The 13,093-nt window shown below is 72.0% G+C and carries 11 protein-coding genes and 1 pseudogene; 4 read left to right on the top strand and 8 right to left on the bottom strand.

The features are described from left to right. Positions 1–100: 100 nt before the first annotated feature. The gene (locus IEY91_RS05475) at positions 101–805 is read right to left on the bottom strand and encodes an AfsR/SARP family transcriptional regulator (protein WP_229696720.1); all 705 of its coding nucleotides are present in this window, start codon (positions 803–805) and stop codon (positions 101–103) included. A 457-nt stretch (positions 806–1,262) separates the two neighbouring features. Here IEY91_RS05475 and IEY91_RS05480 point away from each other — a divergent pair, with 457 nt between their 5' ends. The 3 genes from IEY91_RS05480 to IEY91_RS05490 are packed head-to-tail and all read left to right on the top strand — an operon-like array spanning position 1,263 to position 3,368. Continuing rightward, positions 1,263–1,940 carry a TetR/AcrR family transcriptional regulator gene (locus tag IEY91_RS05480; RefSeq protein WP_189173063.1) on the top strand — a complete coding sequence of 226 codons (678 nt, stop codon included), beginning with the start codon at positions 1,263–1,265 and terminating at the stop codon, positions 1,938–1,940. After that, entirely contained in the window at positions 1,937–2,584 is a 648-nt protein-coding gene (locus IEY91_RS05485) for an ABC transporter ATP-binding protein (RefSeq protein WP_164318175.1), read from the top strand. Before IEY91_RS05480 ends, IEY91_RS05485 begins: the two co-directional genes overlap by 4 nt. Next, complete coding sequence (locus IEY91_RS05490) at positions 2,571–3,368, top strand: hypothetical protein (protein ID WP_164318174.1); 798 nt, start codon at positions 2,571–2,573, stop codon at positions 3,366–3,368. The genes IEY91_RS05485 and IEY91_RS05490 overlap by 14 nt, the downstream gene beginning before the upstream one ends. 28 nt (positions 3,369–3,396) lie before the next feature. On the opposite strand, the gene IEY91_RS05495 is transcribed toward IEY91_RS05490, so the two are convergent. The 7 genes and pseudogenes from IEY91_RS05495 to IEY91_RS05525 form a co-directional block, all read right to left on the bottom strand. After that, entirely contained in the window at positions 3,397–4,938 is a 1,542-nt protein-coding gene (locus IEY91_RS05495; protein ID WP_189173064.1) for a cysteine desulfurase, read from the bottom strand. Further along, positions 4,925–6,334 (bottom strand): family 2B encapsulin nanocompartment shell protein, encoded by a 1,410-nt coding sequence (locus tag IEY91_RS05500; RefSeq protein WP_189173065.1) that lies wholly within the window; start codon positions 6,332–6,334, stop codon positions 4,925–4,927. Before IEY91_RS05500 ends, IEY91_RS05495 begins: the two co-directional genes overlap by 14 nt. Positions 6,335–6,625: 291 nt before the next feature. After that, the gene (locus tag IEY91_RS05505; RefSeq protein ID WP_189173066.1) at positions 6,626–7,750 is read right to left on the bottom strand and encodes a mechanosensitive ion channel family protein; all 1,125 of its coding nucleotides are present in this window, start codon (positions 7,748–7,750) and stop codon (positions 6,626–6,628) included. Positions 7,751–8,069: 319 nt separating this feature from the next. Then, positions 8,070–9,059, bottom strand: coding sequence for a helix-turn-helix domain-containing protein (locus IEY91_RS05510; RefSeq protein WP_189173067.1), 990 nt, complete (start codon positions 9,057–9,059; stop codon positions 8,070–8,072). A gap of 128 nt (positions 9,060–9,187) precedes the next feature. Next, the gene (locus tag IEY91_RS05515) at positions 9,188–10,099 is read right to left on the bottom strand and encodes an NAD(+)/NADH kinase (protein ID WP_189173068.1); all 912 of its coding nucleotides are present in this window, start codon (positions 10,097–10,099) and stop codon (positions 9,188–9,190) included. Continuing rightward, positions 10,096–11,163 carry an SPFH domain-containing protein gene (locus IEY91_RS05520; protein ID WP_189173069.1) on the bottom strand — a complete coding sequence of 356 codons (1,068 nt, stop codon included), beginning with the start codon at positions 11,161–11,163 and terminating at the stop codon, positions 10,096–10,098. The genes IEY91_RS05515 and IEY91_RS05520 overlap by 4 nt, the downstream gene beginning before the upstream one ends. Before the next feature lie 79 nt (positions 11,164–11,242). Beyond that, positions 11,243–11,719, bottom strand: a pseudogene (locus IEY91_RS05525) (SAM-dependent methyltransferase); the annotation flags it as partial. Between the two features lie 180 nt (positions 11,720–11,899). Between IEY91_RS05525 and IEY91_RS05530 the strand changes: the two are divergent. Continuing rightward, the gene (locus IEY91_RS05530; RefSeq protein WP_164318160.1) at positions 11,900–13,027 is read left to right on the top strand and encodes an ROK family transcriptional regulator; all 1,128 of its coding nucleotides are present in this window, start codon (positions 11,900–11,902) and stop codon (positions 13,025–13,027) included. Positions 13,028–13,093 lie beyond the last annotated feature (66 nt).

A 13,093-nucleotide genomic window follows, 5' to 3' on the forward strand; every position in this document is an offset into this window, starting at 1 on the left:
GAACGGCGGGAGGGAAAGGGCGAGGGCGCGCGCATCTACTTCCGGGTGCAATTACTTGCGGGGCGGATGTTTCAAGAGGCAAGGAAATTCTGTCGGCGTTTCATGTGGCGGCAGTGACAGTTGAGAGAGAAAGCGCCGGATCCTGGGACAGGATTTCGGTGTGCCGGCGCTGCAGCACGATTCCCGGCCGTACGCCCAACTCCTCGTCGAGCCGCCGCCGCGTCGCGTGGAACAACTCCAGGGCGTCCGCCTGCCGCCCCGTCCGGTAGAGGGCGAGCATCAGCAGTTCGCAGAAGCGCTCGCGCAGCGGATGCTCGGCCACCAGGCGACGCAGCTCGGCCACCGCGCGCGAGGCCTCGCCGGCCGCGAGCCGGGCGCGCACCAGGTCCTCCCAGACGGTGAGCCGCCGTTCGTCGAAGAGCGCGGCCGCGCCCCGGCACCGCAGCCCGTCGCCCGCGTCGAGCAGCGCGGGCCCGTGCCACAGCTCCAGACCGGCCTGGAGCAGCTCGATCGCGCGCTCCGGTGCCACCGGCAGCGCCGCGGCGCCACGTGTGGCCAGGTCGAGGAACCGGTTGCCGTCCACACAGCCGGGCGGCACGTCCAGCAGATAGCCGCCGCGCACCGCGCGGAGCACCGCCGTGCCGCGCTCCGGTGGGCGACCGTCGTCGAGCGCCTTGCGCAGCCGGGTGGCGTGCGCCTGCAGTGCGTTGCGGGTGTTGCCCAGTGGCTGCCCCGCCCACAGTTCGTCGGCGAGGTCGCCGTGCGAGACCGCCCGGCCCGCGTCGAGGGCGAGTGTGGCCAGCATGGCCCTTACCTTGTTCGCCTGTATTCCGGTGCGCTTTCCGTCCGTGGCCACGGAAACGGGCCCCAGGATATTGATGTGCATGAAGTTCCCCCCGGTGGCAGCAAATGGCATCACTGGACAGCAAAGGGCAGCACTCGTCGCGCGAAGAGAAGAAGGTGCCCGGCCCCCCTCGGCGCCCTCTTCTTGACCCCCTCTTTTCGGCTGGGCACGAGTTTCGCAGGCGTGGCGTCGCGATGTCATCGACCGCCTGACGGGTTTCCCGCACACATGTCCCGATCAATTTCCGGAGCACCGCATCCATCATCCGTTGAGGCGCCGCGCCCGCTACCTCAACGGACGGCCGACGGGCGCCGCCCCAAGAGCCCCGCGTTCCCCCAGGGGCCTCCGGAGCCCCGCGTTCCGCCCGCACTGGGCGCGCACTGGACAGATCGCTGAACGAGTGTTTAGTCTGCTGTACATGCGTTCAATGCCTGACGACCGCACCACGCGGGCCGTCATCCGCGACGAGGCCCTGCGGCTGTTCGCCGAGCACGGCCCCGAAGTCGTCACCATCCGGCAGATCGCGACCGCGGCGGGCGTCTCGCCGGGGCTCGTGGTGCACCACTTCCGGTCCAAGGACAACCTGCGCCAGGAGGTCGATCAGTACGTCCTCACGGTCTTCGAGGGCCTGCTCAGCGAGCTGACCGGCGACGGGTCGGGGGCGTTCGAGGGGACGGGGGCCGCGACGGCCACCCTCGGCGAGGTCTTCCTGCGGCACCTGCCGGTCGGCTCGCCGCTGCCCGGCTATCTGCGCAGGCTGCTGCTGTCCAACACGGACGCGGGCCGCGGCCTGTTCCGCCGCCTGTACGCGGTGAGCAGGGAGACCCTGGACGCCCTCGCCGAGTCCGGGGCCGCGTCGCGCGGCAACGACCCGCAGGTCCGCGCCGCGCTGCTGCTTGTCAACGACCTCTCGGTGTTCCTGCTGCGCGACCAGCTCACCGCGGTCCTCGGCGTGGACCCGCTCTCCGCGGCCGGCCTCGCCCGACTCGGCCCCGAGCTGCTGACCATCTACGCGGCCGGCCTGAACGCGGACCCCCCGGAACCCCAAGCGGACGCGGACCCCCCGGCACCGCAAGCAGAAGGAGGCCAGGCATGACGACAGAGCGCGAGCCCGCACTCGCCGCCCGGGACATCCACAAGGCGTTCGGCAGACATCAGGTGTTGCGCGGCGCGGACCTCACGGTCGAACCGGGCCAACTGGTCGCCGTGGTCGGCGAGAACGGCTCCGGCAAGTCGACGCTCCTGAAGGCGATCGCGGGCACGCTCCCCGTCGACGAGGGCGAGGTCCGCCTGAGCGGCGAGCTCGGCTACTGCCCGCAGGACCCCGTACTCAACCTCAACCTCACCGTCGACCAGCACCTCCAGTACTTCGCCGCCGCCCACAGGCTGAGCAGCCTGGAGCGCGCGGACGAACTGGTGAAGCTGCTCGGCTACGACAAGTACCGCGAAGCCGCCGCGGGCGACCTCTCCGGCGGCACCCGGCAGAAGCTCAACCTGACGCTCGCCCTCCTCCACGACCCGGACGTGCTCCTGCTCGACGAGCCGTACCAGGGCTTCGACTGGGAGACGTACCTGCGCTTCTGGGACCTGGTCGACCAGCTGCACGAGCGGGACAAGGCCGTCGTCGTCATCACCCACCTCGTCTTCGAGCAGGAGCGCTTCGACGTCCTCGCCGACCTCGTCGACGGGCGCCTGACGCCGCGTACGGCAGTGAAGGAGCGCACCCATGTCGGCGCCTGACGCCCTGAAGGGCACCCCGCTGTTCGGCCAGTTCCCGACCGCGCTGAAGTTCTCCGTACGCGAGCAGAGCCGCAACCGCCTCGCCGCGCTGCTCCTCGTCCTGTTCGTGCCGCTCTGGTACCTGCTGATGACGTCGATCGCGGGCGACAAGGGCCTTGACTTCAAGCTGTACGCGACGGGCGAGATGCTCAGCGTCAACGGCAAGCACATCACGCTGATCACCGCCGGGCTCAACTCCCTCACGATGATCGCCGGGTTCGTGGTCTTCGACGCCGTCCGCAAGGCCCTGGCCTTCGACAGGCGGCTCGCCTTCGCCGGGTTCCGGCAGTCCACCCTCATCGGCGCCAAGATGCTCGCCATCGGCATCGTCGCGGGCACGATCGCGCTCTACACCGCCCTCGCGCTGCTCGTGTACTGGCGCCCGGGATTCACCGGCTGGGCCACGATCCTCGCCGGGTTCGTCACCATGACCCTCACCTACGGCTCGCTCGGGCTGCTGCTCGGCGTGCTGGTCAAGAACGACCTGGAGGGCTTCTTCCTGATCATCATGGGCGGGCTCACCGACACGTTCCTGCAGAACCCGCTCGGCAACCCGGCCGCCAACAAGCCGGTCCTGCAGTACTTCCCGTCGTTCGGGCCGATGCAGTTCTCCGTCGGCGGCTCGCTCGGCGACACCGTCCTGTGGCGCTATCTCGGGCTCGGCCTGATCTGGGCGGCGTCCTTCGCCGTCGTCGGACTGATCGTGTTCCACTTCAGGACCCGGAGCCGCCGCCCCACCGGCTGACGGCCACCGGGTCCCGAACGGGAGCCGCCTACGCCTTCTCGGCGCCTGGACCGGCCTCTTGGAGCCGCCGCAGGGACGCCACCAACTGGTCCACCTCCCCGGACGTGTTGTACAGCGCGAACGACGCGCGGGCCGCGGACTCCAGGCCGTAGTGCGCGAGCGCGGGCTGCGCGCAGTGATGGCCCGCGCGGACGGCGATCCCGTCCTTGTCGAGCCAGTTCGCGACCGACGCCGGATCGTGGCCCGCCAGCGTGAACGTCATGACCGCGATCCGCTCCGCCGCCGAGCCGATCACCTCCAGGCCCGGCACGGTAGCCATCGCCTGCATCGCGTACGACATCAGCGCCTGTTCGTACGCCGCCACGGCCTGCTGGTCGAAGCCGCGCAGCCAGTCGATCGCGGCCAGCAGGCCGACCACGCCCGAGATGTGACCGGTGCCCGCCTCCATCATGTGCGGCATCGGCGCGAACGTCGTCCGCTCGAAGCTCACCGATTCGATCATGTTGCCGCCGCCCTGCCACGGCCGCATCTCCGCCATCGCCTCGGGCGTCGCGTACAGGGCGCCGATGCCCGTCGGAGCGAACAGCTTGTGCCCGGAGAAGGCGTAGAAGTCCGCCCCCAACTCCTGTACGTCCACGGGCATGTGGGCCACCGCCTGCGCGCCGTCCACCAGCACCTTCGCGCCGTAGCGGTGGGCGAGGGCCGTCATCTCGCGCACCGGGGGCACGGTGCCGAGCACGTTCGACGCCTGGCTCACCACGACCATCTGGGTGCGGGCGGAGAGCAGGTCGGCGTACGCGTCCTGGTCGATGTCGCCGTCCGGCGTCAGCGGCACGGGGACGACCCGCGCGCGGGTCTCCTCCGCGATCAACTGCCAGGGCACGATGTCCGAGTGGTGCTCAAGGACGGGTACGAGGATGTCGTCACCGGGGCCGAGGTGGCCGCGGCCCCAGCTCTGCGCCACCAGGTTGATGGCCTCGGTGGTGCCCCGCACGAACATGACCGTGTCGGGCGACGGCGCCCCCAGGAACTGGGCGACCGCGTTGCGCCCCGCCTCGTACAGCTCCGTGGCCTCGCGGGCCATGGTGTGCGCGCCGCGGTGGATGTTGGAGTTCGCCGCGCTGTAGTACGCGCTCACGGCCTCGATCACCTGGCGTGGCTTCTGCGTGGTCGCGCCGTTGTCGAGCCACACCAGCGGCTGGCCGTTGACGGTGCGGTGCAGGATCGGGACGTCCTTGCGGGCGGACTCCGGGGAGAACACGCCTGGTTGGGCGGTGGTGGGGAGGCCGGGGACCTCCGCCGGAGGTGTTGCCGGGACCGCCGTCGTGGGCGTCGTCGGGACCTCCGCCGGGGGTGTCGTCGGGACCTCCGCGGGCGCCGCCGCCGCGCCGGTGGCGGGCATCGTGGGCATCACCGGCGCCGCCGTCGGCACGGCGGCCGTGGCCGCCGCCGGTGCCGCGGGCACAGACGGCACAGCCGGCACGGACGGCACAGCGGGCGATGACACAGCGGGCACGGACGGCGCCTGCTCAGGAGCCCGCAGCAGCGACCTGAGATCAGGAGTAGTCATGGTAGTTGTTCACCTCGACGTTGCGGAGCACCGCGATGGCGTCCTCGACGAGCACCGCCGTGTTGAAGTACGCCGTCAACAGGTGCGAGGTGATGCCCTTCTGGTCGGTGCCCATGTTCCGCATGGACAGGCCGGGTTCGACCTCGTCGGCGACCTCGGCGGGCCGCAGCCCGACCACGCCACGGTCGGCCTCGCCCATCCGCATGAGCAGGATCTCCGTGGTGCCGACGGCGGCGGCCGAGCCGTTGGAGCCGGCGCCGTTGCTGAACGGCACCTTGTCGGACGGGAGCAGCGGCACACCGCGCCAGGTGAGCAGCGGACTGCCGAACCTGCTGTCGGTCACCGGGGGCACGCCCCGCCGCGTACATTCGCGGCCGAACGCGGCGATGGCCTTCGGGTGCGCGAGGAAGAAGCTGGGCTGCTTCCACACCCGCGACAGGAGCTCGTCCAGGTCGTCGGGGGTCGGCGAGCCGGTGCGCGTCTGTACCCGCTGGCCCGGCGCGACATTGTGGAACAGGCCGAACTCCGGGTGGTTGAGCAGCGCCGACTCCTGCCGCTCGCGCAGCGCCTCGATGGTGAGCAGCGCCTGCTGGCGGGTCTGGTCGACGTCGCCGCTGTAGACGTCGTGGACGCGGGTGTGGACGCGCAGGACGGTCTGCGCGAGCGTCATGTGGTACTCGCGGGGCGCGTCCTCGTAGTCGACGTACGTGGCGGGCAGGTCGGGCTCGCCGACGTGGCCGGCCGTGAGGTCGACGGGCACCTCGCCGCCGGGCCTTACGCCGTTGCCGGAGACGTACGCGGTCAGGGAGTTCCGCACCCGCTCGTCGCGCTCGGCGAGCCCCGCGAGGGCGCTCCGCTCGGCGCACAGGGCGGTGCCGGGCGTGAGGGCCTTGACGCGGTACGGCGTCGGCTCCTCGCGCGACCAGGCGCCCAGGTCGAAGAACTGGCCGTCGCCTATGACCTCGATGAGCTGTTCCTCGCCGTACCGCCCGGTCACGCGCTTCTCGGCGCGGCCCTGCACGATGATCCACAGCCGCTCGGCGGGGTCGCCCTCCTGGGCGAGGACCTGCCCGGACTCGAAGTGCACCTCGGTGAACGCGCCCGCGAGCTCGTTCAGGCAGGAGTCCTCGGCGTCCCGCAGGTAGGGCAGTTCGCGCAGGTCGCCGGGGACGACGCGGGGCGAGCCGCCGTCGTTGTGGGTGGCGATGCGGTCGTCGCCGAGCACGAAGGTACGGCGCCGGTTCACGCGGTACACGCCGGACTTGAGGTCGACCCAGGGCAGGGCGCGCAGCAGATAGCGGGGCGTGGTGCCGCGCATCTGCGGCGCGGTCTTGGTGGCGGTCGCGAGTTGCCGTGCTGCATCCGGAGAGAGCGACAGGCGGTCGTTGACGGTCACGGGAACCTCCTCGAAGACGGGCAAGGGCAGGGCCGATCGTCTTCATGCGGTTCCGTGACCACAAGGCGTAACTTTTCAACTACTTTTAGCACTAGGCCGGAAATAACCGAACACTGCAAGCGGAGGAGCGGACGTCTGCCCGTGTACAACGGGCTGTACGGCCCTCCGGCCCGCGGCACCCGTCATGCGCACTCGTCATATGCGACTGGTTTTGCTCCCCTACGGGGCTTTCGCGGCCCCCCAACGCCCCCTTATACAAGGGCCTTTGAGAACTGTGTCCGAGGACTCGGGTCAGACCGGGGCGTCGCCGCGCGGCGTCGGCTTCGGCACCGGCTTGGGCACCGGCTTGGGCGACGAGTCCCGCTGGTGCGGGATCACCACGGGAAGCTCCCCCTGCCGCACGGTCACCGTCCGGGTGGGCGCGGGGACGGGGATGCCCTCGGCGCGGTAGCGGCGGTGCAGCCGCTTGATGAACTCGTGCTTGATCCGGTACTGGTCGCTGAACTCGCCGACGCCCAGGATCACCGTGAAGCCGATCCGGGAGTCGCCGAAGGTGTGGAAGCGGATGGCCGCCTCGTGGTCGGGGACGGCGCCGGTGATCTCCGTCATCACCTCGTCGACGACCTCGACGGTGACCTTCTCGACGTGGTCGAGGTCGGCGTCGTAACCGACACCCGCCTGCACCATGATCGACAACTCCTGCTCGGGGCGGGTGTAGTTGGTCATGTTGGTGCCCGCGAGCTTGGCGTTGGGGATGATGACGAGGTTGTTGGAGAGGTTGCGCACCACGGTGTTGCGCCAGTTGATGTCGACGACGTACCCCTCCTCGCCGCTGGTCAGCTCGATGTAGTCGCCGGGCTGCACGGTCTTGGCGGCGAGGATGTGCACGCCCGCGAAGAGGTTCGCGAGGGTGTCCTGGAGCGCGAGCGCGACGGCGAGGCCACCCACACCGAGAGCGGTGAGCAGCGGAGCGATGGATACACCGAGCGTCTGCAGCACCACCAGGAACCCGATGGCGAGCACGATCACGCGACTGATGTTCACGAATATGGTCGCCGAGCCCGCCACGCCGGAGCGTGACTGGGCCAGGGACTTCACGAGCCCCGCGACGATCCGGGCCGCGGTGACCGTCGCCGCGAGGATGAGCAGCGCCGACAGGACGAGGGTGACGGTGCGTCCCGTGTGCGGGGTCAGCGGCAGCGCGGCGGCGGCCGCGGCGAGGCCGCCCGCGATCGCCGCGCACGGTATGAAGGCGCGGGCGGCGTCGACGATCACGTCGTCCCCGCCCCACCGGGTACGGCTCGCCCGCACCCCGAGCCAGCGCAGCGTGGCCCGCAGCAGCAGCGCCGCGGCGAGTCCGGAGACCACGGCGACGCCGGCGATCGTCCAGTCGTGCAGGGTGAGGGCTCGGTCCATCAATGGGCTCCCGTGGTCGGCCGGTTCGCTCCGTGCCCACCGGCGCACTTCCGCGCCCGGCGACACGGCGGCCCATCCTGCCCTACCCGCCGGGGGCCGGCGCACCTGCCCCCACCTGCGATCTTCGTGCCCGTGCCGGGCGTTCGGAGCCCGGGGCCCGCTCGCCGCGGGTCCCGGGCCCGTCGGCCCCGTGGCTGTGGCTGCCGCTTCTCTCACTCGCGAACGAGCGCTGCAGGCACCATGGCCCCGTGCACTTCACAAGGTCCCAACTGTGTGAGTGGCCTGCACCAACGTCAGAGTCGCCCCGGCATGTCGTTGCCTATTCGTGCAACGCCCTTGCCGGTTCGCGCACGAGCGTGCTGTGGGCAGCCCGGTATTCGCTGGGCGACATCCCGTACGCGGTGCGGAAGAGCCGCGTGAAATGGGCGTGGTTGGTGAAGCCCCAGCGGGCGGCGATCGTCTGGATGGTGCGGGCGCTCTGCGCGGGGTCTGCCAGGGCGCGTCGGCATCGCTCCAGGCGCTTGCGCCGGATCAGGGTCGCGGGGGTCATGCCCGCCGTGGCCAGGACCTGTTGGAGGCGGCGCAGGGAGATGTGATGGGCGTCGGCCACTGCCTGGGGGCAGAGGGCCGGGTCGGCGAGGTGGTGGTGGATGAAGGACTGGATGCGGGCCAGCAGGGCCTGTTGGTGGCTCTCGGGTGGGAGTGCGTGGAGGGTGTGGAGTTCGTGGGCGAGCAGGGTGGTCAGCAGCTCCGTGGCGATGTCGAGGAGACGGAGGATGTCCGCGGCCCGGTACCGGGTGCCCGGCCTTACGGCCTCGTGCAGGCAGTGGGAGAGGACCGCGCCGATGCCCGTGTCTCCGGGGAGGCCGCGGGCCATCAGTGGGGCCATCTCCGCCGCGGGGAACGGCAGGAGGGCCTTGGGGACGGCGAGGGTCTCGTGCGTGCCGGTCCTGTGCCGTGCCCGGAACGGCAGCGAGGAGTCGGTCAGGACCAGGTCACCGGCTTTGAGGGTGGTCTCCTGGTCGCCTTGGCTGATGCCGGCGCTACCGGTCCGGACGGCATCGAGCACGTACCGTTCCGGATCCGACTGGCGTACGAGCTTCTGGGTGCGCTCCGCGTGGAACGACCGCACCTTCCCGGACGAGAGCTGGACCGTGTCCGAGCCGCGCAGCAGAACCGAGGCCTCGAAGTCCGCTTCGTCGTCGCAGCGCACGTGCGTCGGGATGAGCACGCGGCAGGCCAGCTCGTGCCAGCCTTCGAACCGCTCCCGCGCGGGCAGGTCCGCGGTGGTGAAAGACGCCTCGATCACTCGTCCCTACCTTCTGATCGGATGGGCGAGCCCGCACCGGTTGGGCGGCCGGGACAGCACGATCCACCGACCGCGTCACGCGAAGCTTGGAGAAAGCTGCAATCCCCTGGCCGGGCGGCCCGTCGCGCTCAGCCGACGAGCCGCAGCGCGACGTCCGCCACCCCCACCCGCACGCTCTGCCCCCAGCCAAGGCCCAGCGCGTCGGCCTCCATCCCGTCGCCGAAGGCCACCAGACGGTCCGACTCGACGGTGAGCCAGAGGCGCTGATCGCGGGTCAGTTCGCCGCGTACGAGCGAGGTCCCGGTCGCCGGGGACGGCCACGCCTCGCGTACGAACCACAGCAGGCGCCCCTCGTCCGGCTCCGGGGGAGGCGGGCCGTCGCCGCCGGACTGTCGTCGCAGCGAACCCAGCCAGCCCGTGGCCCCCGCCCCGGTGCCGACGACCACCCCGGAGGACGCCTGCGTCTCCGAACTCCCCGGCGTGCCGGGACCGGCGCCGCAGCCGATGCGGTAGCGGGCGGTCTGGTGGCCCGCGGCGCCGACGTAGATCTCGTTGAGGGCGCGCAGCCGCTGGCCGTCGTCCGTGATGGCCTCGGCCATGGTGAGTTCCTCGGCGCCGGCCGCGCCCGCCGCCGCGTGCGGCAGCAGCTTCGCGGCGTCGGCGGGGCGGTGACGTACCAGCACCCCCGGATTGCGGCCCGGCTCGGTGTCGATGCCCACCACCGGCTGACCGGCCAGGTACTTCGCCGCGTTCGCCACGAGGCCGTCCTGCCCCACCACGATGACGACGTCCTCCGGTGCGAACAGGAACCGGTCCAGGTCGGCGCGCTCCACCCGGGCGCTGCGCCAGCGCAGCGGCACGGCGGCGGCCACATCGGTCAGCGCGTGCCGCGCGAGCCGGTGCCGCCCTGCCACCTCGTCGATGTCCCGGCCGCGCGAGGACAGGAAGAATGCGGCCTGCCCGTGCGTGCCGTGCCGGGCGAGCAGCTCCTCGTACTCGGTGGTGCGGTGTACGAGGACGGCGCGCGGGGCGAGACTCACGACCGCCCACCGCCACGCTCGCCCGCGCCACGCCCCGCGCCGCCGTCGCCCCCACGTCCCGCCGCCCCCGCCCCGTGCCCCAGCTTCGCCAGCAACCCCGTCACCACGTCCGGGCTCAGCGTGAGGCTCTCGATGCGCGGCACGTTCTCGGCGAGCCGCGTGGCCGCGAGGGCGTGCAGGACCGCGGGGTCGGCGCTCGCGTGGGCCGTGAGCCAGGAGCGCTGGGCGGCGGCGCGCGCCTCGCCGACGGTGCGGGCGGACTCCGCCTCGGCCCGCGCGAGGGCCACCGTGCGGGCGGCCTCGGCCTCGGTGCGTACGGCGTCGGCGGCGGCCTTCTCCTCGGCCTCGCGCCGCGCGTTGGTGCCGTGCTGCTCGACCAACCGCTCTTCCTGGCGGGCGAGTTCGATGCGGCTTGCCATCTCGTTCTCGGCGATGGCGCGCTCGCGCTGTACCGCGACTGCCCGGCGTTCGTACGTCGCGCTGTCCGCGTCCTGCTGGATGCGCTCGCGCGCCGGGGTGCGCAGCGCCCGCTCGACCTCGGGCTCGGGCCGGATCGCGACCACCCGGACGGCGACGACCTCGATCCCCGTGGCGGGCAGCCGGGGCTCGGCGGCGAGCCCCGCGCCGATCCGCTCGCGCACCGCCGCCACGCCGTCCGCGAGCGCCTCCGCGAGCGGGGTGCGGGCCAGCACGTCCAGGGCGTGCTGCTGGGCCGACTCGGTGAGCAGCGTGGACAGTTGCTCAAGGGGTGCGGACCGCCAGGACCCGGTGTCGGGGTCCACGGAGAAGTCCAGGCGCGCGGCGGCCAGCGCCGGGTCGCTGACGCGGTACGTCACCGTGGCCTGCACCGTGACGTCCTGGAAGTCGGCGGTGCGCGCGTGGAAGGCAACCGCCAACTCCCGGTCGTCAACCGGTACTTCGGACAGCGCGGCGCTCAGCGGCCGGAACCAGAAGCTCAGCCCCGGCCCGTCGTGGGCGAGCCGCCCGTTCCTGTGGTGGCGGATGTGGGCGGTCGGCGCGGACCGCAGATGGCGCAGGCCAAGGCGCCGGGTGATGTCGGCCATGATGGAAACCCCTCCCATTTTCGTCACCTCGACGATATGACGTACGCACGCTTATCGTCAAGGCGACTAAAAGGGGCCTCTACCTCTTGCGACCCACCCCCGCGTACAACGGCACCGGCGTCCCCTCGTCCCGCACCTCGCCCACGCCCAGTTCGGGACGCCAGTCCGGCGGCCACACCAGGCCCGGCTCGAGCAGGTCGAAGCGCTCGAAGAGCCGCTCGACCCGCGCCCGCGAACGCGGCACCAGCGTGACGCCGCCCGCCCTGTACATCTCCACGGCCCGGTCGAAGTCCAGGACGGACGAGGCGAGTTCGAGGATTCTGTGGGGCTCGCGGACGTCCGCCTGGGGGGAAGGTGCTCGCGCCCTCGGCGGTGCCGCGTGCGCGAGGACGATCGGGTCGTTGTCGACGTACACGACACGTGCCTCGGGCGCGATGCCCTGGGCGATCCGGTGCAGGTTCGGCTCGGTCGGGATGCCGCTGCCGAGGTCGAGGAACTGGCGTATGCCGACCGCGCCCGCGAGATGGCGGGTGGCGCGCTGCATGAACCAGCGATTGTGGCCCGGCCAGGAGACGGTACCGACGCGCCGCGGGACGGAGAACGTCCGTGCGCGGGGTCTTCCCGCGAGCCCCGCTTTATGCAACTCTCCTCCCAAATCTCGGTGCGAGACGAGCGACGGCCCCGCAACAGGGCCGTACTCGGGCTGTCCCACTACGCCTCCTGGGGTGCAGAACTGATGCGAAAACGTACGCGCGGCCATGACCTGGCCGCCCTGCGGCGCCTCAACACCACCGTCGTCCTGCGCGCCCTGCACCGCCGCAGCCCCCAGACCCTCGCCGAACTCGCCGCGGGCACCGGCCTGTCCCGGCCCACCGTCGACGCGGCCCTGGAGGAGCTCACCGCGCAGGGGTGGGTCACCGAGGCGGAGGCGGGGGAGCGGGTGCGGGGGCGGCCCGCGCGCAGGTTCCGGTTCCGGGTGGAGGCCGGGTACGTGCTCGGCGCCGACATAGGGCTGCACAAGATGGTCCTGCTCCTCACCGACCTCGGCGGCACCGTCGTCGCCGCCGAACGCGCCGACATCGACCCCGAACTGGGCGGCGGCCCCCGCCTCGCGCTCCTCCAGGACGGCCTGGACGACTTCCTCGACGCCCACACCGTCCGGCGCGACCTGGTGCTCGCCCGCTGCGTCGGCGTACCCGGCGTCGTCGACTCGGGCGGCCTCATCACCTCCCTCGTCGTGCCCGAGTGGTCCGGCGTCGACCTCGGCCGGCTGCTCGCCGACGGCGAGAGCGGCCACACGCTGGTCGAGAACGACGTGAACCTCGCCGTCCTCGCCGAGCGCTGGCAGGGCGCCGCGACGCTCGCCAGTGACGTGGTCTGCGTCCTGACCGGCCACCGCGTCTCCTGCAGCCTCACCATCGACGGCCGGCTGCACCGCGGTGGCCGCGGCGGTGCGGGCGAACTCGGCCTGCTCCCGCTGCTCGGCATGAACACCGCCCACGAGGCCCTCGCCTGGAAGGACGGGCAGCGCGCCGGGGAGTCCGAGGTCGCCGCACTCGCGCGCGCCGCGGACACCGGCGACCCGCGCGCCCTCGACGCGATCGCCGACTTCGCCGACCGCCTCTCGCCCGGCATCGCGGCCCTCGCCCTCGCCGTCGACCCCGAACTCGTCGTCCTCACCGGCGGCGCGACCCCGCTCGGCACCCACCTCGTGCCGCTCCTGCACGAGCGGCTGCGCTCCCTCACGCTGCACGCCCCGCGGATCGCGCTGAGCGAGCTCGGCGAACGCGGGGTGGCGCTCGGCGCCGTACGCAAAGCGCTGGACCGCGTGGAGGAGGAACTGCTCGCGGACCCGGCCGGCTAGCCCCGGGCGGCCGGTGGCCACCCCGGCCGACCAGCCCCACGCGGCCGGTGGCCACCCCTCGACCCC

The sequence above is a fragment of the Streptomyces lasiicapitis genome, from assembly GCF_014646335.1.
GTDB lineage: Bacteria > Actinomycetota > Actinomycetes > Streptomycetales > Streptomycetaceae > Streptomyces > Streptomyces lasiicapitis.

What these genes read in the sequence shown, in the direction of transcription:
- IEY91_RS05475 (WP_229696720.1), bottom strand. Translation starts at nt 805, where the DNA reads ATGCTGGCCACACTCGCCCTCGACGCGGGCCGGGCGGTCTCGCACGGC.
- IEY91_RS05480 (WP_189173063.1), top strand. Translation starts at nt 1,263, where the DNA reads ATGCGTTCAATGCCTGACGACCGCACCACGCGGGCCGTCATCCGCGAC.
- IEY91_RS05485 (WP_164318175.1), top strand. Translation starts at nt 1,937, where the DNA reads ATGACGACAGAGCGCGAGCCCGCACTCGCCGCCCGGGACATCCACAAG.
- IEY91_RS05490 (WP_164318174.1), top strand. Translation starts at nt 2,571, where the DNA reads ATGTCGGCGCCTGACGCCCTGAAGGGCACCCCGCTGTTCGGCCAGTTC.
- IEY91_RS05495 (WP_189173064.1), bottom strand. Translation starts at nt 4,938, where the DNA reads ATGACTACTCCTGATCTCAGGTCGCTGCTGCGGGCTCCTGAGCAGGCG.
- IEY91_RS05505 (WP_189173066.1), bottom strand. Translation starts at nt 7,750, where the DNA reads ATGGACCGAGCCCTCACCCTGCACGACTGGACGATCGCCGGCGTCGCC.
- IEY91_RS05520 (WP_189173069.1), bottom strand. Translation starts at nt 11,163, where the DNA reads ATGGCCGACATCACCCGGCGCCTTGGCCTGCGCCATCTGCGGTCCGCG.
- IEY91_RS05530 (WP_164318160.1), top strand. Translation starts at nt 11,900, where the DNA reads ATGCGAAAACGTACGCGCGGCCATGACCTGGCCGCCCTGCGGCGCCTC.